Raw genomic sequence first — 20,970 nt, forward strand, 5'->3', positions numbered from 1 at the left:
TTACCCCTGCTCCAGCGCCTTCAGACCGGCATTGGCAAAGACCGGCACATATTGCCCCATCTGTTTACCCCGTTCCGGATTGGACGCATTCCCGTCAAGCGCACGTTTCAGGACGCCCTGAATGATCGCCGCCATACGGAAAAAGTTGAATGCCAGATAAAAGCCGAAATTGTCAATCGGACCAATGCCGCGCCGTTCGCAGTAACGGGCGATGAACTCGGCGTCTGTTGGCAGGCCAAGAGCGGCGCGGTCCACACCGGCGAGTCCGCGTCCTTCCTGTGTTGCTGGCATCTGCCACTGCATGATCACCGCCGCCAGATCCGCGAATGGATGCCCGATGGTGGACAGTTCCCAATCCAGAACCGCCAGACACAGCGGGCCGTCTTTCTGGAACATCATGTTGTCGATACGGTAATCCCCGTGAACCAATGTGCGCTGGCCATCGTCTGCGGGCATTTGCGCAACCAGCAACTCCATCAGCCGGTCCATATCTGCGACAGTTTCCGTTTCAGAGGCACGGTACTGCTTGGACCAGCGGCCCACCTGACGTTCATAGTAGTTACCGGGAGGGCCAAAATCCGACAGGCCTACCGCGTCAACATCCACGTCGTGCAGGGCTGCCAGCACGCGGTTCATATCGTCGATAACTCCGGCCCGCATGGTATTGTCGAGATCCGGCATGGTCGGCAGCGTATGATTGCGCCCGTCCACATGGTCCATCACGTAAAACATCGACCCGATAACGCTGTCATCTTCGCACAGGTGGTGCATCTTGGCGACCGGCACATCCGTGTCAGCAAGGGCCGATTGCACGCGAAATTCGCGGTCTACCGCATGGGCCGATTTCAGCAGAACCCCCGGTGGTTTGCGGCGCAGCACAAAATTGCGGGTCGGGGTCTTTAGAAGGAAGGTCGGGTTGGACTGGCCGACCTGAAATTTCTCTACCTCTAGCGGGCCTTCAAAACCGTCAATCTTATCCGAAAGATACTCCGCAACAACGGCGGTATCCAGTGTTTGTGTATCGCTCATGGCGTCCCCTAACTGTAGGTCAGCATCTCTGCGAATTCCGGAGAATCCAGATGCGGTGTGGCGTTAAATTCGTGCAAGAACCGCTTCTTGCCGGAAAAGATGATCTTGCTCATCGAGGTGTTTTTTACCTGCAAATTCAAGGTCATCATCATTTTGGGGGGCGCGCCGACGACAGAAGCAACGGTTTGCCCGATCACCCCGCCCGAACTGACCACCAGCACACGTTCAGCCCCGTCACGGGTCGCGGTGGTAAGGGCATCTTCAATGCGTGTGGTGAAATCGATCCAGCTTTCCGACGCCCCCGCCAGACCGCCGTCCTGCCATTCAAATATGGTCTCGCGCAGGGTGCGGAAATGGGTCTTGCGATCCCCCATCACAAGGTTGGGTACCTCACCTTCATAGCGCGTGTGCAGCAGGTTGTGAAAATCGTACTCGTTAAAACCCGCATGAATTTCAGGGTTGTCATATCCCATTGAGCGCAGCGTCTCCATCTGGCGCACCAGAGAGCCGACAACGATCCGGTCCGGCACCCATCCGCGCGCGCGCAGCATGGCACCGGCGAGGCGGGACTGTTCGTGGCCCGCAGGGGACAAGCGGTCATAATTGTCAGCGCCAAAAGACGCCTGCCCGTGCCGAATGACGATCAGTTCCGCCATATTCGTTAACCAGCCTCGCCTGCAAGACGCGCCACGGCCGCGTGATATTCGCTGGCGATCCTGTCTACCAGCTTGCCTGCCGGTTGCACGGCATCCACAGCACCAATGCCCTGCCCTGCACCCCAGATTTCTTTCCATGCCTTTGGCTTGGCCGAACCTTCACCGAAATTCATAGATGTGGAATCCGCCGACGGAAGATTGTCGGGGTCCATGCCGGCAGCCTCAATCGAGGGGCGCAGATAGTTGCCGGATACGCCGGTGAACAGGCTGGATGTCACGATGTCGGCAGCCGAACCGCCGACGATAGCTTCTTTGTACCCCTGCACCGCATTGGCTTCTTCGGTCGCGATGAACGGCGAACCGATATAGCCCAGATCGGCGCCCATAGCGCGCGCTGCCAGAACGGCGTCGCCCGTCGCGATGGAGCCTGACAGCAGCAGCGGGCCATCAAACCAGTTGCGGATTTCCTGAACAAGCGCGAATGGGGATTGCGGCCCTGCATGGCCACCAGCACCGGCGGCCACAGCGATCAGACCGTCAGCCCCTTTTTCAATCGCCTTTTTTGCGAATTTGTTGTTGATGATGTCGTGCAGCGTAATGCCGCCGCACGAATGGGCCGCGTCATTCACTTCGACCCGCGCACCCAGCGAAGTGATCCAGACAGGAACCTCGTGTTTGACGCAAATTTCAATGTCCCGCTCCAGACGCCCGTTGGAACGGTGTACAATCTGGTTCACCGCATAGGGCGCCGCTGGGGTGTCGGGGTTGGCCTGATTGTGGCGGTCCAGTTCTTCCTTGATCTGGGTCAGCCAAGTATCAAGCAGCGGATGCTCCCCCTCCCCTTCCCGCGCATTCAGGGCCGGAAACGAACCGATAACGCCAGCCTTACATTGCGCGATCACCAGTGCTGGCACCGAGATGATGAACAACGGAGAGGCAACAGCAGGGATGCGCAAACCTTGGAGGGCTTTGGGCAGGTGAGACTCGGCGTGGGTTGCGTTCCAGGGACGGGACATAAAAGGGGATCCTTAACAAGTTAGAGAGCTGTACAGGAATGCGCCAGCTCACTGGCACATTCCGTTTTAGTGTAGAAACGCAGTATCTTAGAGGACTTCAAACAGACCCGCTGCACCCATACCACCGCCAACACACATGGTGCAGACAACGTATTTCGCACCGCGACGTTTGCCTTCGATCAGCGCGTGCCCAACCATCCGCGCACCGGACATGCCGTAAGGGTGACCGATGGAAATCGCGCCGCCGTTTACGTTCAACAGCTCGTCCGGAATGCCCAGAACATCGCGGGAGTGGATGACCTGCACCGCAAACGCCTCGTTCAGTTCCCACAGACCGATATCGTCCATCTTCAGGCCATGGGCCTTCAGCAGCTTTGGAACCGCATAGATCGGACCGATACCCATTTCATCGGGTGCCAGACCGGCCGCCATAACACCAACGTAACGGCCAAGCGGTTGCAGGCCTTTTTGTTCGGCAACCTTGGCTTCCATCACAACCGCAGCAGACGCACCGTCAGACAGTTGGGACGCGTTACCGGCAGTGATGAACTTGCCTTCCTTGATAACCAGCCCGTCCTTGAACACTGGCTGCAAACCAGCAAGCGATTCTTCAGTCGTGCTTGGGCGGTTGCCTTCGTCCTTGTCCAGCGTCACTTCGTGTTCGGTGACTTCTTTCGTTTCCTTGTTCATCACCTTCATGGTGGAGGTCAGGGGCACGATTTCGTCGTCGAACTTGCCAGCCTGCTGCGCTGCATGGGTGCGGGCTTGGGACTGTGCTGCATAGGCGTCTTGGGCTTCGCGGGACACGTTGTAGCGGGCTGCAACGGTTTCAGCGGTTTCCAGCATGGACATATACATGTCAGGCTGGTGTTCTTTGAACCACGGGTCAGGTGTTAGAAACATGTTGGGCAACTGAACAGTGGAAACGGATTCAACACCGCCACCAACAACAACGTCCATGCCATCGGTGATGACCTGTTTCGCCGCTGTCGCAATCGCCATCATGCCAGACGCACACTGACGGTCGAGCGACATGCCCGGTGCGCTGGTGCCCAGACCTGCGCGGACTGCGGCCTGACGGGCAATGTTGGTGCTGGTGGAGCCTTGTTGCAGGGCAGCGCCCATCACAACATCATCCACATCGACCCCTTCAACACCGGCACGTTGCACCGCGTGTTTAATCGCGTGGCCGGCCAGTTCCTGACCAAGCGTTGCATTGAAAGCCCCGCGATAGGCTTTGCCGATCGGGGTACGGGCGGTAGATACAATAACTGCGTCACGCATAATAATGGTTCCTTATTTTTCCAGTTTGATGCCAGCCAGATCGGCGGCGTTCTTGGCGTATTTTCCGGTTTGTTCAAAGGCTTGGGTCAGGATTTCCTGATCCGTGGGATCTGTGACCTTATCCCATTGGGCGGCCACATTTTCCGGCGTGATGTCATCGCCGGCAAGGGTGATGCCCTTGGTTTCATACACACGGGTCTGCGCAAAAGAGCCGCCACCTGCACCCATGATCACGCGGGAGGGCGCGTCCTCGGACACAAGGTAAAGCACACCCGGCGTAATGGTTTCAGGGCGCAGCAATTCGCCCACTTCAGGTGAGAACAGCTCTTCCGTCATGCGGGTTGTCGCGGTCGGGGCCAGCGTATTAACGCGGATATCATCCCGCGCACCTTCCATGTGCAGTACATTCATCAACCCCATCATAGCAGCCTTGGCCGCGCCATAGTTGGACTGACCGAAGTTGCCATAAAGCCCTGACGAAGAAGCCGTCAAAACGATCCGGCCATAGCCTTGCTCGCGCATGATCGGCCAGACGGTGTGGGTCACGGTCGCGGTACCAATCAGATGCACGTCGACAACTTTTTTGAAGTCGTCCAGCGTCATCTTGGAAAAGGTTTTGTCGCGCAGAATACCGGCATTGTTGATCAGAATGTCGATGCGGCCCCATTTGTCCATGGCTTGTTGCACCATGTCCTTGACCTCTGCCTCGTTGGAGACATCGGCACCGTGGGCCATCGCCTCACCGCCCGCTTCGATAATTTCTGCGACAACGGCGTCTGCCTCGGCAGAGGAACGCCCCTGCCCGTCCGCCGCAACCCCGAGATCGTTCACAACGACCTTGGCGCCCCGCGCGGCCAGACCCAGCGCATGGCTACGCCCCAGTCCGATGCCTGCTCCTGTTACGATGGCAACTTTCCCATCAAAACGGATTGTCATATCTAGTATCCTTTTATCTTTGCGATCTGTTCGGCGTGATAGCCGTAATCGCCCAACCACTCCTGCGCCACGCGGGCGCGTTTCATGAAGAAGCCCATGTCGAATGCGTCGGTCATGCCAATGCCGCCATGCATCTGAACACCTTCCATCACCGCCAGTTTTGCCGTTTGACAGGCCTTCGCCTTGGCCAGCGACACAGCCAGCGTGGCGTTCTCGGGATCTTCGTCCATCATCCGGCCTGCATTTGCAATCGTGGATGTGGCCACTTCGATGTCGGACCACAGATGCGCCGCACGATGTTGCAGGGCCTGAAACTGGCCAATCAATACGCCGAACTGCTTGCGTTCCTGCAAATAGCTGACTGTCATCCCGAACGCACCGGAGCTAAGACCCGTCATTTCCGCAGCAAGCGCTGCCTGACCAGCCCGCAATGCAGGGCTGAGAACACTCATCGCCTGATCGACCGTCCCAACCACGTCTTCGCCAGTGGCTTCCACCCCCTCAAAACTGATCTGCGCGCTGTCACGGGCATCAATCATATTCTGCGCCGTGCGGGTGATACCGTCGCGATCTGCCGGAATATCAAACAGGGTCAAAGCCCCGTCATCATCACCTGTACGGGCCAGGACCAGCAGACGGTCGGCTGAACCGCCATCCACCACGAAGGTCTTTTCCCCGCTCAGCGAAAAGCCGTTGCCGACCCGTTCCGCCTGCATCTGCGTGTTATTCGGGGCGTGTTTGACGCCTTCGTCCAGCGCCAGCGCATAAGTCAGATCACCGCTGGCGATCTTGCCCAGCGCCTCGGCTGCGCGGGGATTATCCGCCACCTGCCGCAACGCCGTTGCCGCCATGACTGCTGTGGAAATAAATGGCGAAGACACCAGCGTCTTGCCCATTTCCTGCGCCAGCAGATTGGCCGCTGCATGGCCCATATCAATGCCACCCTGATCTTCAGGCACCAGAACACCGGTCCAGCCGAGATCGGCCATCTGCTTCCAGAGCTCGGGATTATAGGCTTTGCCAGCATCCCGCAATTCGCGGAATTTCTCTACGGGCGAGGCTTCGTCCAGAAAGCCACGCGCGCTGTCCACCAGCATTGTTTCATCTTCGTTCAATGTAAGATTTGTCATAGTATTTTACCCCGGAAGTCCCAAAACGCGCTTTGAAATGATGGAAAGCATCACTTCTGACGTCCCCCCCTCAATCGAATTCGCTTTGGTCCGCAGCCAGTCGGCCGGCAGGCTGCCGGTTGCGCCGTCCCATTGCAGGGCTTCTGAACCACCCGCTGACATGAACAGTTCATGCTTGCGCTTGTTCAATTCGGTTCCGGCGTATTTCAACATGGCAGAGGCATCGCCCACACCTTTGCCGCCCGCAGCCTGATCTTTGTAACGCTCGATTGTCAAGGCAACTGACATTTCTTCAATGTCACAGGCAATCGCTTCGCTGCGAAGGGACGCCTCGGACAAATCATGCCCCGCATCCGCAAGAACCTTGGCCAGCGAGCGTCCCGCGCCGCGACCCGATCCACCACCGGAAATCATCTCCCGCTCGTGGGTGAGCAGATATTTCGCCACATCCCAACCGCGGTTTTCTGTTCCAACGATCTGGTCTTTCGGGACCTTCACATCGTCAAAGAATGTCTCGCAGAACGGGGAGGCACCGGAGATCAGTTTGATCGGACGGGTGGAAACCCCCTCAGATTGCATATCAAACAACAGGAAGGAAATCCCTTTATGTTTCGGTGCGTCCTTATCAGTGCGGATGAGGGCAAAAATCCAGTCCGCTTTATCCGCGTAGGATGTCCAGACCTTCTGTCCGTTTACCACCCAGTGATCGCCCTGATCTTCGCCCTTAGATTGAACGCTTGCAAGGTCGGAACCGGCACCCGGTTCGGAATACCCCTGACACCAACGGATTTCACCGCGGGTGATTGGCGGAAGATAGTGCAGCTTTTGTTCATGGCTGCCAAAGTGCAGCAGCGCGGGGCCAAGCATCCAGATCCCAAAGGATTGCAGCGGCAGACGCGCGTTGATCCGGCCAAGTTCGGACAGCCAGATTTTTTCCTGATCGCGGTCAAACCCTGCACCGCCGTATTCTTGCGGCCAAGTCGGACAAGTCAGACCGTTCTCGGCGCAGACGTTCAGCCACTGTTTTTGCGCATCGGACTGGAAGGTCCAGTTGCGACCGCCCCAGCAAATCGAATCTGCTGTGCTGTCCCCGTCCTGCATTTCGGTAGGGCAGTTTTCTGCCAGCCAAGCGCGTATGTCCGCGCGGAATTTCTCTGGATTTGTGGTGTCAAACGGCACGGCTTTCCTCCCAAACGCTGCGTCATGTTCCGCTAGGCAGAATTGCATTTCACTTGTTCGTTGACAAGATTGTTCCAGCCCCTGAACGTGGGCGTGATGTAACGTCATTTTGATCTGGGAGACACGCAATGCGCGCGATGATGAGTAAAGAAGCCGGTGGTCCGGAGACGCTGGAGCTGACCGAAACAGAAACCCCGAAGCCAGGCAAAGGAGAGGTCGTTATCCGTGTTCGGGCTGCGGGTGTGAACTTCCCTGATACGTTGATTATCAAAGACTTGTACCAGTTGAAACCCCAGCGCCCGTTTGCTCCTGGCGGTGAAGTTTCCGGCGAAATCGAGAGCCTTGGAGAAGGTGTAAGCAACGTGTCTGTCGGGGATCGCGTGTTGGCCGTGCCCGGTTACAACGGATTCTCCACACATGTTGTCGCCCATAAGTCGACGCTGGTTCCGATCCCTGATGACATGCCATTTGATCAAGCTGCCTGCTTTATCCTGACCTATGGGACCTCCCATTATGCGTTGAAACAGCGGGCCAATCTGAAGGAAGGGGAAACCCTGCTAATCCTTGGTGCCGCCGGTGGTGTCGGGGCTGCAGCGATCGAGCTTGGCAAGGCGATGGGCGCGCGCGTGATCGCGGCTGTGTCCTCTGAAGAAAAGGCCGCGTTCTGCAAGGAACTTGGTGCAGATGAGACGCTGATTTACCCCCGCGAAATGGACCGCGACGCGCAAAAGGCGTTTTCCGGTGCGATCAAGGAACTGGCGGGGCCGAAAGGCGTGCAGGTGGTTTATGATGCGGTGGGGGGCAATTATGCCGAACCGGCGGTGCGTGCGCTCGGCTGGGAAGGCCGTTTTCTGGTCGTGGGCTTCCCTGCAGGCATCCCAAAGCTGCCGCTGAACCTGACGCTGTTGAAGAACTGTCAGGTGGTTGGCGTGTTCTGGGGGGCCTTCACCCAAATGGAACCCGATGTGCATCAAGCCAATCTGAAAGAACTGTTCGGCATGTGGTCCAAAGGCCAGATCAAACCGCAGATTTCGGCGTCTTTCCCGCTGGAAAAAGCGGCTGATGCGCTGCGCATGTTGGAAGATCGCAAAGTTCTGGGGAAAGTTGTGCTGAACGTCGATTAACCACCGCGTTCCGAATAAGTGCAAAGGGCGAAGCTACGGCTTTGCCCTTTTTTGTTCGTGCTATGGATTTCTATGGCGGCATAGGGTCGGTCAACCTGATGACCCTGCAATTTCGACGCGTCTTATATGAAGCGTCTTGCATCACGTGTCTTATATGAAGCTTCATAGATGACGCTTCATATTTGCAGGGTCATCGTTTTCCATCAACCAAATCAAACCCTTACAAAATCCACCCTATTCCCCAAGGTGATTGCAGTCGTTGAAACTGCGCACAAAGAACCGGTCTTTCGTCAGCACGACACGGCTGATTGAACCATTGGAGGCCCCGATCATCGCAAACGGTTTACACCCTGTTGCAATCGACATAATCGCGCCAACCACCCCACCATGCACACAAAAGGCAATTCGTTCTCCGGCATGATTGTCCAGCAGCCGCCACAGCCCGCGTTCGACCCGTTCGTGAAGTTCCGCAGTCGTTTCCGCCCCTGGAATATGGCCCCATTCATGTTCCGCTTTGGCACGCAGAAACTCTGGTGCTCCTTCAGCCGATTTGATCCGGTACAACCCGCCATCCCACTCTCCAAGGCGGATTTCGCGCAGGTCCGGTTCCTCAACTGGCGTCATGCCGAGATATTTCGCAAGCGGTGCCATCGTTTGGTGCGTCCGCTGGAGCGACGTAACATAGAGCGCATCAAAACGCTCCTCCCGCAGACGCTCACCAACTGCTTCGGCCTGCGCCTCGCCACGGGGATGCAGCGGCGGATTGCCGTGGCCGTCTTTCATCGGAAAAGACACACCGGGGCGGGCAGGAATGGTTTCGCCGTGCCGGATAAACAGCACATCCACCGCGTCTTTTGGCACAACAAACCGGTGTTGGGGGTATTCTTTTGTCATCTGCGTCTTTCCTTTATTAAAGGTATTTCAGGTTTGCCGCCACGTCGCAGCGCCCGTTGATTGACAGGTTTTGGAACTTGGCCATAGGCTTTTCACAAACCTGATCCCCCGTCAAACTGGAGCTCGCCTTGGACAGCCTTCGCACACCGGACTCTCGCTTTTCCGACCTACCGGATTGGCCTTATGCCCCCAACTACATAGACACGCTCGACGGTTATGACGGTCTGCGGGTCCATTATGTGGACGAAGGCCCGAAGGATGCGGAACGGGTGTTTCTGTGCCTGCACGGCCAACCCACATGGTCCTATCTTTATCGAAAAATGATCCCCGTGTTCGCTGACAGTGACGCACGCGTGATCGCACCGGACTGGCTCGGGTTCGGGCGGTCCGACAAACCGGCAGAGGACTCCGCCTACAGTTTCAACTTCCACCGCGACATGATCCTCGCCTTCATTAGGGCGCTGGATTTAAGAAATATTACGCTGGTGGTGCAGGATTGGGGCGGCCTTCTTGGATTAACACTCCCCCATGCTATGCCGGACCGGATCACCCGCCTTCTGGTGATGAACACGTCGATTGCTGTGGGACAGTCGCCCGGCAAAGGGTTTGAGGACTGGCGCGCCTATAACGCTGCCAATCCGGACCTTGATATTGCCGCCCTGATGAAACGCGCCACCCCGATCCTCAGCGACGCTGAAGCACAAGCCTACGCCGCTCCTTACCCCGACGTGACCTACAAGGGCGGCGTGCGGCGCTTTCCTGATATGGTGATGACCAGCCCGGATATGGAAGGGGTCGATCACGCAAGGGCCGCGCTGGATTTCCTGTCAAATCACTGGCAGGGCCAAAGCTTCATGGCGGTCGGGCATCAGGATCCGGTGCTTGGCCCGCCTGCGATGAAGTGGCTGCACAGCGTAATCCGCAACTGCCCGCCCGCGCTCGATGTGCTAGAGGGCGGCCACTTCCTTCAGGAATGGGGCGCGCCAATCGCCACAGCCGCGCTGGCCCATTGGGGCGACAGTTGAAACCCGAACTCATCCAAATAAAAAACTGAGGAACACGCCATGAAAACCCGTCAGGTTATCGTTAGGGAGCTGCCCAAGGGCGCTCTGACACAGGACCATTTCGAACTGCAAGACACCGAACTGCCCGCGCCCAAGGACGGCGAACTCCAAGTACGCACTATCCTTATGTCGATTGACGCCGCCAACCGCGCATGGATGCAAGGCGCCACCTACCGCGAGCCGATCCTAGCGGGCGATGCAATGCACACCTACGCGCTGGCTGAAGTCACCGACAGCCGCTCCGACAGGTTCGCGGCGGGCGATATCGTTGCCGTGGAAACGGTCTGGGCCGATCATGCGGTTGTGCCAGCGCGCGGAGCAGTGAAACTGCCCAAGGTCGACACCCTGTCACACCTGATGTCTGTCTTTGGAATCGCAGGCAAAACCGCCTTCCACGGATTGATGTCCGTAGGCCGCCCGCTGCCCGGTGAAACCGTTGTGGTGTCCGCCGCCGCTGGCTCGGTCGGCGTCTATGTGGGACAGATTGCCAAGGCCATCGGCTGCCGCGTTGTTGGCATTGCCGGTGGCACCGAAAAGGGCAAATGGGTGGTCGATGAACTCGGCTTTGATGCATGCGTCGATTACCGCGATCCGGCGTGGCACAAAGCGCTGAAGGCCGCCTGCCCTGACGGGATCGACGTATATTTCGACAACGTAGGCGGCGCGACCCTTGAAACCGTTCTGTTCCGCATGAACGAGCGGGGCCGCGTGGTCTGCTGTGGCGCAGTCAGCCAATATGACGCCTCCAGCCCCAGCGGCCCACGCAATTTACCCGGCATGGTGGTGGTGAAACGTCTGCGCATGGAAGGCTTCATCGTCATGGACTACGCCCATGAAGACGCTACTGCCCTGCGCGCCCTGCAGAACTGGGTGAAGTCCGGCGCGATCAAAGTGCCCGAGGACATCGTTGACGGCCTCGAAAACGCCCCAGCAGCCCTTATCGGCCTGCTCGCAGGTGAAAACCGCGGCAAACGCATGGTCCGCGTCGGCCCCGACAACTGACGGCTTCAATGTTCCAGAAATACTCATAAAAAAGGGGGGCCGCCAAGCCCCCCTTTCCGATCAAGTCAGGCTATGGCTTCAGCCCTTTGGATCTTCGCCAACCCGCACAAGCTGCTTGCCGAAGTTGTCGCCGTTCAGCAGTTCCAGAAAGGCTTCCGGCGCGTTTTCAAGCCCTTCTGCAACGCTTTCACGGAACTTGATTTTGCCAGCGGCCATCATCGGCGCGACCTCTTTAAAGAAGGCAGCGGCGCTGTCTTGATGGTCGGGAAACAGGAACCCTTGCACGGTCAGACGGTTTGTCAGGATCGTAGACCAAACCGCTGGCAGAGGAGCCGCTTCCGCTACGTTATCACCATTATACCACGCAATCATGCCACAAATTGCGATACGGCCGAACATATTCATGTTTGGCAGAACCGCTTCCAAGGTTTTACCGCCCACGTTCTCAAAGTAGACGTCAACACCTTGCGGCGCGGCTTCTTTGATCTGCGCCCCCAGTTCGCGCCCGTCTTTGGCGGCTTTGTGATCCAGACAGGCATCAAAGCCCAACTCGTCTACTGCGAAGGAACATTTTTCAGCACCACCAGCAACGCCGATCACTTTACAGCCTTTGGCTTTCGCCAGCTGACCTGCAAGACCACCAACAGCGCCTGTGGCGGCTGAAATCAGAACCGTTTCGCCCTCTTTCATCTTGCCGATCTCGTTCAACCCGATCCAAGCGGTCATGCCCGGCATCCCAAGCACCCCGAGATAGGTCGAAAGCGGTGCGGCGTTGGGGTCGACTTTGCGAATATCAGCACCATCGGCAATGCCATGCGTGGCCCAGCCGGTGCGCCCGACAACAATATCGCCAACCGCGAATTTATCATTGTTAGAGGCAATCACTTCACAAATCGCGCCGCCTTCCATTGTGCCACCGATTGGCACCGGATCAGCATAGGATTTCGCATCATTCATCCGGCCCCGCATATAGGGGTCAAGGGACAGCCAGATCGTACGCAAAGTGACCTGTCCTGCGCCCATTTCCGGCAGTTCTTTATCTTCGTAGCGAAAGTTTTCGAGTGTTGGCCAGCCTTTTGGGCGGGATGCCAAAGCGACGTGTTGATAGATTGTCATGATGTACTCCTGAATTCTGGTATGGGGGGAGAGTAATCCTCTCCCCCCACAACCGCCAAGGGTATGAAACAATGCCGTTACGTCTTATCACAAATTACTGGGGGTCCACGGGGCGGATTGCGGCGTGTGCGGCTTCGATATCCCGTCCTGCGGCAATCAGGATGTCCTCGCGGTAGCGCCGCGCCAGCAATTGCACGCCCATCGGCTTACCCGCCGCTTGTCCCGTCGCCACAGCCAACCCCGGAAGGCCAAGTGCGGGAACCGCAAGCTGGGTCAGTTGCGATTGCATGATTGCTTTGAAACCCTCTTCAGATTGAACGTCGGCCTGTTGGTCAAAGGGCAGCATTCCGGAAATCGGACAGATCAGCACCGAATACTGCGCCAGAAACAACTGCCACTGACGCAGGTGGGTAACACGGTCCCGCAGCGCATCCAGCAGGCCACCCGCATCCACAGGCGCGGACAGGGATTGCATTACTGCAAACACATGCTGGCTGTCCGGTTCGCCCTCTTGTTCCATCATCCGGTCCACACCCTGCCGCATCTCTGCCAGCCACAGTTTGGCGTTTATGTCCGCAGCGGGTTGCATGGGGGGGCAGTCGACTTCTTCCACCTCCCAGCCTGCATCGGTCAGATTTTTCGCCGCCGCGCGTAGGGCGGACTCTATTTCGGGGGCAATCTCCATCCCGTCAGGCCGCACACACAGGGCCGCACGGCGCGGGAAATCGCCCTGATCAATCGGCGCTGGCACATACCACGGATCGCGCAGATCCTCGACGGCCATCGCCCGCAGGCTAAGATCAATGTCATCCATGCTCCGCGCCAGAGGCCCGCCCACAGCCATCAGCTGCCCGCCAATATGCCGGTCCGCGCCCGAAGGGTTATAGGCTGGCAACCGGCCGAGCGTTGGCCGCAAACCGTGAATGCCACAGGCATAGGCGGGATAGCGGATCGACCCGCCGATATCCGTGCCATGCCCCACAGCCGCCATACCGCTCGCGACAGAGGACCCTGCCCCGCCGGACGACCCACCCGGAGTAATGTCTTTCCCATGGGGGTTGAGTGTCTGGCCGTGCAGGTTGTTCTTGGTAAACCAGCGCAGCGAAAACGCCGGCGTATTGGTGCGACCGACAATAATTGCCCCTGCTTTGCGCATGTTGGACACCACGGGGCTGTCCTCCTCTGCCACAAGGTTTTCCAGCAACTTCAAGCCGTTGGTGGTGGCGTGGCCCGCCTGATCCACATTCACCTTAATCGTCACCGGAACGCCCGCCATCGGCCCGACTTCACGCCCGGCGGCAATATCCGCATCAACCGCTGCAGCTGCCGATAACGCCTCCTCGGGCATATGTTGCACCACAGCGTTTAGCACGGGGTTTACCGCATCAATTCGTTCCAAATGGGCTTTGGTGACTTCGCAAGCGGAAAGGTCTTTGTTGCGGATCTTTGCTGCAATTTCGGTGGCGCTCAGGGTCCAGAGTTCGGACATTTTCGGTAACTCCTAATCTATTCTATCGCATCGTGGCACCACCCGAGCCTGATGTGCAACGGGATTCTTTCCCTTAAGGCATGCAGAGTCTTTGGAACCTTTCCCGCGCGCACGGGTTGGATAGGTGAAACCCATATTTTAAACGGAAAGGTCGAACGCATGTCCGCCCCTGAAACCAACGTTGAGAAACAGAAGAAACGCCACTATGGTCCACTGCTCGGAATGATCGCGATTGGTGCTGGTGCCATACTTGTTATGCTGACGCTGACCTATCTGTCGGACGATGTGACAGATGAAGGCGTTACCGGCACCATCCCCGAAAACTCCGCTACTGTTGAAGGCAGCTAGGAATTTTGCGCGCGCGGTATTTGATCGCTGCGCTTTCGAAAACTCCATAGGGCAATTTCTGCCCATAGCGCCTGAAAGGCCTGCTCGCGTTGTCCTCCCCAATGCGAGCAGGCCTTTCACTTTTGCTTCTCTCTGTTGCCGTTCACGCCAGCCCCGCATCCACCGCCTTTGACAACTTACCGACCAGTTCGTCTATCTGGGGGTCGGTGATGATAAAGGGCGGGGCCAGTAGAACGTGATCGCCGCTCTGCCCGTCGATCGTGCCGCTCATCGGATAGCAGATCATGCCTGCCTCAAACGCTGCGGCCTTAATTCGTGCGGCGGTTTTGCGGTCCGGATCAAGCGGGGCTTTTGTCATCCGGTCCGCCACCAGTTCCACGCCGACAAAAAGACCGCGCCCGCGAATGTCCCCGATATTGAGATGTGTCCCGAATTCAGCCGCGAGAGCGGTGCGCAGCTTGTGGCCCTGCCTATCAGCCGCGCTGACCAGATCACGCCCGAGTAAAGATTTCACCACCGCAACTCCTGCCGCAGCTGCGCAAGGGTGCCCGATATAGGTGTGGCCGTGCTGGAAAAAGCCGCTACCATCTGCGATGGCTTGGTAGATTTGCTTGCTGCACAGCATCGCGCCGATGGGCTGATACCCAGCACCCAAGCCCTTGGCGATACACAAAATATCAGGCGCCACCCCGTCTTGTTCGCAGGCAAACAGACTGCCGGTGCGCCCCATACCACACATAACTTCGTCCAATATCAGCAGTATGCCGTACTGATCGCAAATCTCGCGGATGCGTTTGAAATAACCCTTAACGGCCGGTACAGCCCCCGCCGTGGCACCCACGACAGGCTCCGCGATGAAGGCCATGACTGTTTCGGGGCCGACCCGTAACAGTTCCTCCTCCAACAGGTTGGCCGCGCGGATACCGTAAGCCTCCTCAGACTCACCCTCCTGTTGCAAACGATAGGCGTAACAGGGATCAATGTGGCTCATATCGATCAGCAACGGGCCGAATTGTGCCCGCCGCCAAGCGTTGCCGCCCGCAGAAAGTGCGCCCATCGTGTTGCCGTGGTAACTTTGCTTTCGGGCGATCAAACGCCCCCGCTGCGGCTCACCTTTTTCCACAAAATACTGCCGCGCGAGCTTCAATGCGGCTTCGACCGCCTCTGACCCGCCGGACACAAGATAAACCCGATCCAGATCGCCGGGCGCATGTTCGATAAGCAGGTCTGCCAGCGTCTCCGCAGGCTCCGAGGTCAAAAATCCGGTGTGGGCATAGGCAAGACTGTCAAGCTGCGCTTTAACCGCTTCAATTACCGTGCGATCATTATGCCCAAGGCAGGACACCGCCGCCCCACCGGAAGCGTCGAGGTATTGTTTGCCATTGGAATCATAAAGATAGCAGCCATCGCCGCGCACAGCGACAGGCGGGTTCTGTTTGGTGTGGCGGGGAAAGATATGGGACATTACAGGCTCCTAAGCAGCGCCGGGGATCGTGACCTTCCGGCTCCCTTCGTTAAAATTATCCATAGAAAATGACCAGACCGTTCCTGGCCACCGGATTTCCATTTCTTGCAGTCTCGGGCGGTAGACGGCTGTGTAAAGCGTCCCGAACCCCGCATCGAAAGCGGTGGAATAGAGCGGCGGCTTCAGAAATGCACCAATAAAAGTTTCTTCTGGATCACGGTGTAAAGTTAGCCGCTGCAATAAGAACCTTTCCCGCTCTACTGTGGCTGTGAAGCGTGCGTGGCTGACCCATTCCACGTTTTCCTGATGGTTGGTGGCCACAGCCGCATGGGTGATGACCGCAGGCCGGTCCGGTGCCATCATTGCCGTCAAATACTGCCGCTTCGCATCCAGCACAGTGACGTTATAGCTCATGTGGGTGGGCACACGGGCCAGCACCCTGCCCGCCTGTTCGGTGGTTTCACAGGTTTGCAGCACATAACGCAGGATTAGCGGCACGCCAAAGCCGGTCCCGACCACGCGCCGACCTCCAAAGGTCAGGGAAATAGACAGGCCCGCGTCATTGCAACCGTCCACCATCCCCCAAAGCCCGTCCGAAGTGCCCATCACACGGCGTCCCTGCCAGCCGGTGTGCAGGATCAGGCTGTCAAAGGCCTTCGGGTTGTAATCGTAATTGCGCACCAGAACCGGTTCCTTGCCAGTCCAAATCGCTTGTGAACATCCCGCTAGGTAAGGGGGCGGACAATAAAAGCTGAGAAAGCGCGCCGCCTGATCGCCGCCCCCTGCCAATTCGCACAATTCGTCGTAAAGTGGCACGATTTCAGGCATGTGGGTTTCAAGCGCACGGCGGCTTTCCAGATAACTCGGGCGGGCGCTGTCGCCCTCCCGTTCCCACCAACGCTTGTAATGGGGCCAGTATTCGTCAAACAGCCCGGACCATTTTGCCCCGGGCTGTTGTTCGCTGATTGCGCGCCAGTACATGGCTGTCCTTACAAGATTTTAAAGGCCGGATCGGCCACCGCCGGACCAGCATCTGCCACAGGCAAGGCCTTGCCTTCAACGGATTGTTTGATGCCGTGAATCCACTTTTTCGCCCGCTCGTTCAACTGGAACCCTTTGGTCATAGAGCGCCCGCGGGTCACAAGAATGCCGATGTCCGCGCCTTCATAACGATAATCGCCCGGTTGCAAGATACGCAGGAAAAACGCCTCGTTCTCGCTTTCCACAGCGCGGCGGTGATAGTCAAAGCGGTCAAACACCACCCGCCCGTCTTCGAGCATTTTGTAGATGCCCGTTTCCGGCGCATCGGTGCAAATATCCACGCTGTCATCGGTGTGTTTGATCACCATCTGGGACCAGCTGTCGATCATATCGGGATCGGCCCAACGGTTGTTCAGCTCATCAGTGTCCAGATCGAACTTCTTGCGCGAGAATTCCAGCAAATGGAACAGGAACAGCGGCGCGTCGGCGTGGGCAAAGGCGGCGTGGTTGGTCATGGAAGACGCGCCTGTGATGCGAGGGTTCAATTCCCCTAGCCATAGATCGCCGGTCTTTTTGTCGATCAGGAAGTCCAGTTCAAAATACCCGCGATAGCCTTCCTTGCGCAGTTGCTCCCCGAACTTGAAGGTCAGCTCCCGCGCCTTTTCACGCACCTTGGGCGGGAAAGCAGTGGATAGGATTTCATTGCCACACCAGCCGCCCCGATAGGGGGTCAGTTCGTCAAAGCCCACCAGTTCTGTCATCAACGGGCCTACGATGGTGCCTTCCTTGGTGGCGCAGCCCTCAATCGCGGAGCCACGGCAATCAATCCGCTTCATGATCTTGATCTCGCCCTCTCCGACGATTTCATGTTCATGACGCCGGAAGTCCGCTTCGTTCTTGATAAAGAAAGTTGTGTGACCGCTGTCCCCGAAGGCAGACTGCAGCACCAGATCATGTCCAAGCTTGGCTTTTTCGCAGGTTTTGCGCAGGTCTTCGTAATTCTTCACTTCCGCCAGCACGTTTGGCACCGAAGGCACACCCGCCTTGTTGCCGATCCGCACGGTTTCAATCTTGTTGTCCATCTTTGTGCGCAGCTTGGCTTTAGGGAACCAGACATCCGCGCCCAGCTCTTTGGACAGGCGTTCGGTTTCCTCGTCAAACATCAGAAAGACGAATTTCGGCTTGCCACCGCGCCGTTTGATGAAGTCGATGACCTCTTTGTGCTGCAGCAGATAGTTGTTGATGTCCTCAATGCTCTGGAATTCCGCATGGGGTTGTTCAGAGGGGCAGAACACATTCGGGTGCTTGCCGCCGTAACAATCTATGTAGCAGATATATTTAAAGTTTTTCACCCACTCATCCAGACCGAGCAGGTTGAAGTTTGTCGCCGAAATGAAATAGATCGGGTCTTCGTTGCGGTGAAAGAAGCGCCGGATCTCCGAGATATTTTTAAGCACTGTTGCCATAGTATTGTCCTTTATTATTCGGCTGCGGTTTTAATGGATTTGTCTTTGTTCAGGGCGTTAAGCGCGTCTTGGGTAAAGACACGAAGCCCCAGATCGGCGCGGTAGCCGTGGATTTCATTCACGTCGAGCGCGCGCATAAAGTCGAGGATTTCGCGGCTGATCACTTGTCCGGGAACAAGGATCGGAAAGCCGGGGGGATAGGGAATGATGAAACTGGCCGAGACTAGTTCCCGTCCTTCCTCCATCGCCTGTTTCAACGAACCGTTCAGTTCCAAATAATCACAGTTTTTTTCATCGTAGCTCAGGTAATACGCACTGCGAATATCCCCTTCCGGTGTCAGATCGTCAGGGCGGAAAGCATCATGGAAGCGGCTGAAATCAGGCAGCGGCGGATAATTTTCCGTCAGGTTTGCCACGCGCCGATCAAAGGATAGACGCTCCATTTTCGACGCATCGTCCAGCAGGTCGTCCAGCTCGTTCGCGATTTCCACCAGCACTTCGATCAGATAAGCGACCGAGGATCGCGTGGTGCCGATATTGGTCATAAATAACACGGTATTGCGGGAGGTTTTGTTGATCTGGATGCCGTATTTATCCATCAAAACCTGATTCTTGAACGTATCCCCGTCCCATCCGGTGCCCCCCACAGCCAGTGTGACGCGGGTTGCATCCAGAACGAAATCGTCCCTTTCCCAACACTCCCACATGTCGGTCCAGCCCTGTTCGGTATCAAAATAGGTGCTGACACCGCTTTGGCGATAGCTGTCAGGGATCATGTCCCCAGCCGTTAACACCTTGAAGTATTTCTGCAAAAGGGGATGGCTGCTGATGGCGCGGCGCAGGGCCATTGCGGCCTCTATCTGGCGCTGGACAAATTCAAACCCTTCCAGTTCCACCTGCCGTCGCCCCACATCAAGGGATGCGATGATCTGGTAGTTGGGGGATGTGGACGTGTGGGTCATGTAGGCTTCATGAAAGCTTTGCTCGACCTCGCCCTTGAAGTCCTGATCGTTGACGTGGATCATCGACCCCTGCCGTAGGGACGTCAGGGTTTTATGGGTGGATTGCGTGGCATAGGCCCTGACCCGCGCAGTCGGTGGCGGGATCAGCCGCACATCAAGCAGGTCTTCCTCGGTCGCGTCTTCCAGTTGCTGTTGCTGCGCATCATAGGCCGCAATGTGTTTGTCAGAGCGAAGTTGCTTGCGCAGATTATTGGCTGATCGCATGGCTGTGCGTTGACGATAGGTCGGGCTGAAACGGGCAAAGGCGAACCACGCCTCGTCCCAGAGGAACACAAGATCCGGCTTGATCGCCAGACATTCTTCCATGACGCGCTGCACGTTGTAGACCAGCCCGTCAAAGGTACAGTTGGTCAGCAGCAACATGCGTACGCGATCCAGCTTGCCCGCCGCCTTAAGCGCCAGAAGCTGGTGCTTGATTTCGCGCAGAGGGACGGCACCATACATGGAGTATTCATTCAGCGGATAGCTGTCGAGATAGACCACCTCCGCCCCAGCCAGCACCATTCCGTAGTGATGGGATTTGTGGCAATCCCGATCCACCAGCACAATGTCACCGGGACGTACGAGCGCCTGCACCACGATTTTGTTACACGTCGAGGTGCCGTTGGTGGCAAAGAAAGTCTGCTTTGAACCAAAGGCGCGGCTTGCCAGTTCTTGCGCCCGTTTGATCGGACCACTGGGTTCCAGCAAGCTGTCCAACCCGCCAGACGTCGCAGAGGTTTCCGCCAGAAAAATGTTCGGCCCGTAAAACGCGCCCATGTCCTGAATCCAGTGGGACCGGCTGATGGATTTACCACGGCTGATCGGCATGGCGTGAAAAACACCGGTCGGCTGTTTGGAATACTCTACCAACGCTGTGAAAAACGGCGATTTATTGCGTGCCTCAACCCCGCGCAGGATATTGAGGTGCAGTTCCATAAAGTCTTCCTGATTGTAGAAAACCCGCCGGCAAATCCCCAGATCCAGCCCCGCGATTTCTTCGACCGAGCGTTCGGTCACAAGATAGGCGTCCAGTTCGGGGCGGACTTTCTGGATCAGGCGACACAGCTCTGCCCCGTAGTTTTCGGGCAGCATATTGTCGAGATCCTCGTTACTGCCCAGATAGGTCAGATATTTTTGCAGGATCTCGTTTTCATTCTTGGAGCGAAGCGTCAGGCCGGGGCGCGCGACAATGGCCTGAATGTTGTGATTGAACAGCACCGCGATCAGGGCGTCTTCCAGACTGGGCACCACCACCGCTTCATAGTGGAACGGGTCCTCGATCCGTCGCATCCGATCCATGTTGCTCTTGATCCAGCGTTCCTGCTGGTCATTCACATTATCAACGATCAGAACTTCGAAATAGGGCCGCGCCATTGCCCGCGCTTCGGGGGACAGCAGCGCCTCGTCGTTGTTTTCTTCTTCGTCCATACTGTCCCGTTCCAGCGGGATACTGCGGCGCCTATAGGAGCCTGTGGTCAGGGCACGGGTGACGCGAGTGACGGAAAAGGCCACATCTTCAAAATTGCCGTTTTCAAACTGGCGGCGCATATGGACGAAAGCGGACATGCCGGGAAAGGCCCAATAGGGCTCAATCCGCGAGAGGGCCTGAAACAGCTCCTGAATTTCGGCGCGATAGGCCCTGTTTTTTGCTCTGGAGGTCTCCCGGCTGAGCGCAACAGTCGCGGAACGCAGGGCGGCCCATCTGTCTGTGCGCAGTTGGGTCGCGGAATAATACTCGCTGACAGAATCCATCGGTTGCTCTCCTTCTTAAAGGCTTCAACCGACAA

The 20,970-nt window shown here is 57.2% G+C and carries 18 protein-coding genes; 4 read left to right on the forward strand and 14 right to left on the reverse strand.

Features of this window, described 5'->3' with window-relative positions; genetic code table 11:
* From IEX10_RS15810 to IEX10_RS15840, 7 genes are all read right to left on the reverse strand, one after another.
* Window positions 1-1,029: a phosphotransferase family protein gene (locus IEX10_RS15810; protein WP_188677506.1), complete on the reverse strand. Its 1,029-nt coding sequence runs from the start codon at window positions 1,027-1,029 to the stop codon at window positions 1-3.
* A gap of 8 nt (window positions 1,030-1,037) precedes the next feature.
* Window positions 1,038-1,685: a histidine phosphatase family protein gene (locus IEX10_RS15815; RefSeq protein WP_188677508.1), complete on the reverse strand. Its 648-nt coding sequence runs from the start codon at window positions 1,683-1,685 to the stop codon at window positions 1,038-1,040.
* A gap of 5 nt (window positions 1,686-1,690) precedes the next feature.
* Window positions 1,691-2,701, reverse strand: coding sequence for an NAD(P)H-dependent flavin oxidoreductase (locus tag IEX10_RS15820; RefSeq protein ID WP_188677510.1), 1,011 nt, complete (start codon window positions 2,699-2,701; stop codon window positions 1,691-1,693).
* An 87-nt stretch (window positions 2,702-2,788) separates the two neighbouring features.
* Complete coding sequence (locus IEX10_RS15825) at window positions 2,789-3,985, reverse strand: acetyl-CoA C-acyltransferase (protein WP_188677511.1); 1,197 nt, start codon at window positions 3,983-3,985, stop codon at window positions 2,789-2,791.
* 12 nt (window positions 3,986-3,997) lie between these two features.
* Window positions 3,998-4,921: an SDR family NAD(P)-dependent oxidoreductase gene (locus IEX10_RS15830; protein ID WP_188677522.1), complete on the reverse strand. Its 924-nt coding sequence runs from the start codon at window positions 4,919-4,921 to the stop codon at window positions 3,998-4,000.
* Window positions 4,922-4,923: 2 nt separating this feature from the next.
* Window positions 4,924-6,051 (reverse strand): acyl-CoA dehydrogenase family protein, encoded by a 1,128-nt coding sequence (locus IEX10_RS15835; protein WP_229678592.1) that lies wholly within the window; start codon window positions 6,049-6,051, stop codon window positions 4,924-4,926.
* A gap of 6 nt (window positions 6,052-6,057) precedes the next feature.
* Complete coding sequence (locus tag IEX10_RS15840; protein WP_229678593.1) at window positions 6,058-7,230, reverse strand: acyl-CoA dehydrogenase family protein; 1,173 nt, start codon at window positions 7,228-7,230, stop codon at window positions 6,058-6,060.
* A gap of 128 nt (window positions 7,231-7,358) precedes the next feature.
* On the opposite strand from IEX10_RS15840, the gene IEX10_RS15845 reads away from it, so the two are divergent.
* Entirely contained in the window at window positions 7,359-8,354 is a 996-nt protein-coding gene (locus tag IEX10_RS15845) for an NADPH:quinone oxidoreductase family protein (RefSeq protein ID WP_188677534.1), read from the forward strand.
* Between the two features lie 234 nt (window positions 8,355-8,588).
* On the opposite strand, the gene IEX10_RS15850 is transcribed toward IEX10_RS15845, so the two are convergent.
* On the reverse strand, window positions 8,589-9,248 hold the full coding sequence (locus IEX10_RS15850) for a histidine phosphatase family protein (RefSeq protein ID WP_188677537.1): 660 nt from the start codon (window positions 9,246-9,248) through the stop codon (window positions 8,589-8,591).
* 128 nt (window positions 9,249-9,376) lie between these two features.
* On the opposite strand from IEX10_RS15850, the gene IEX10_RS15855 reads away from it, so the two are divergent.
* Both IEX10_RS15855 and IEX10_RS15860 read left to right on the forward strand, forming a co-directional pair.
* Entirely contained in the window at window positions 9,377-10,273 is an 897-nt protein-coding gene (locus IEX10_RS15855; RefSeq protein ID WP_188677540.1) for a haloalkane dehalogenase, read from the forward strand.
* Between the two features lie 39 nt (window positions 10,274-10,312).
* Window positions 10,313-11,314, forward strand: coding sequence for an NADP-dependent oxidoreductase (locus tag IEX10_RS15860; protein ID WP_188677543.1), 1,002 nt, complete (start codon window positions 10,313-10,315; stop codon window positions 11,312-11,314).
* A gap of 78 nt (window positions 11,315-11,392) precedes the next feature.
* On the opposite strand, the gene curA is transcribed toward IEX10_RS15860, so the two are convergent.
* Both curA and IEX10_RS15870 read right to left on the reverse strand, forming a co-directional pair.
* Window positions 11,393-12,430 carry an NADPH-dependent curcumin/dihydrocurcumin reductase gene (gene curA, locus IEX10_RS15865; protein ID WP_188677546.1) on the reverse strand — a complete coding sequence of 346 codons (1,038 nt, stop codon included), beginning with the start codon at window positions 12,428-12,430 and terminating at the stop codon, window positions 11,393-11,395.
* 94 nt (window positions 12,431-12,524) lie between these two features.
* Window positions 12,525-13,919: an amidase family protein gene (locus IEX10_RS15870; RefSeq protein ID WP_188677549.1), complete on the reverse strand. Its 1,395-nt coding sequence runs from the start codon at window positions 13,917-13,919 to the stop codon at window positions 12,525-12,527.
* Window positions 13,920-14,078: 159 nt separating this feature from the next.
* On the opposite strand from IEX10_RS15870, the gene IEX10_RS15875 reads away from it, so the two are divergent.
* Window positions 14,079-14,267, forward strand: a complete 189-nt coding sequence (locus IEX10_RS15875) for a hypothetical protein (protein WP_188677552.1) — start codon at window positions 14,079-14,081, stop codon at window positions 14,265-14,267.
* Between the two features lie 142 nt (window positions 14,268-14,409).
* Here the strand turns inward: IEX10_RS15875 and IEX10_RS15880 are convergent, their stop codons facing one another.
* The 4 genes from IEX10_RS15880 to IEX10_RS15895 are packed head-to-tail and all read right to left on the reverse strand — an operon-like array spanning window position 14,410 to window position 20,935.
* A complete protein-coding gene (locus tag IEX10_RS15880) occupies window positions 14,410-15,732 on the reverse strand; it encodes an aspartate aminotransferase family protein (RefSeq protein ID WP_188677555.1) in 1,323 nt (440 codons plus the stop codon).
* A gap of 9 nt (window positions 15,733-15,741) precedes the next feature.
* Window positions 15,742-16,713 (reverse strand): C45 family autoproteolytic acyltransferase/hydrolase, encoded by a 972-nt coding sequence (locus IEX10_RS15885; protein WP_188677557.1) that lies wholly within the window; start codon window positions 16,711-16,713, stop codon window positions 15,742-15,744.
* 8 nt (window positions 16,714-16,721) lie between these two features.
* Window positions 16,722-18,179: a biotin carboxylase gene (locus tag IEX10_RS15890; protein WP_188677560.1), complete on the reverse strand. Its 1,458-nt coding sequence runs from the start codon at window positions 18,177-18,179 to the stop codon at window positions 16,722-16,724.
* A 14-nt stretch (window positions 18,180-18,193) separates the two neighbouring features.
* Window positions 18,194-20,935: an aminotransferase class I/II-fold pyridoxal phosphate-dependent enzyme gene (locus tag IEX10_RS15895; protein WP_188677562.1), complete on the reverse strand. Its 2,742-nt coding sequence runs from the start codon at window positions 20,933-20,935 to the stop codon at window positions 18,194-18,196.
* Window positions 20,936-20,970 lie beyond the last annotated feature (35 nt).

Source organism: Neptunicoccus cionae (assembly GCF_014643735.1).
Taxonomy (GTDB): domain Bacteria; phylum Pseudomonadota; class Alphaproteobacteria; order Rhodobacterales; family Rhodobacteraceae; genus Amylibacter; species Amylibacter cionae.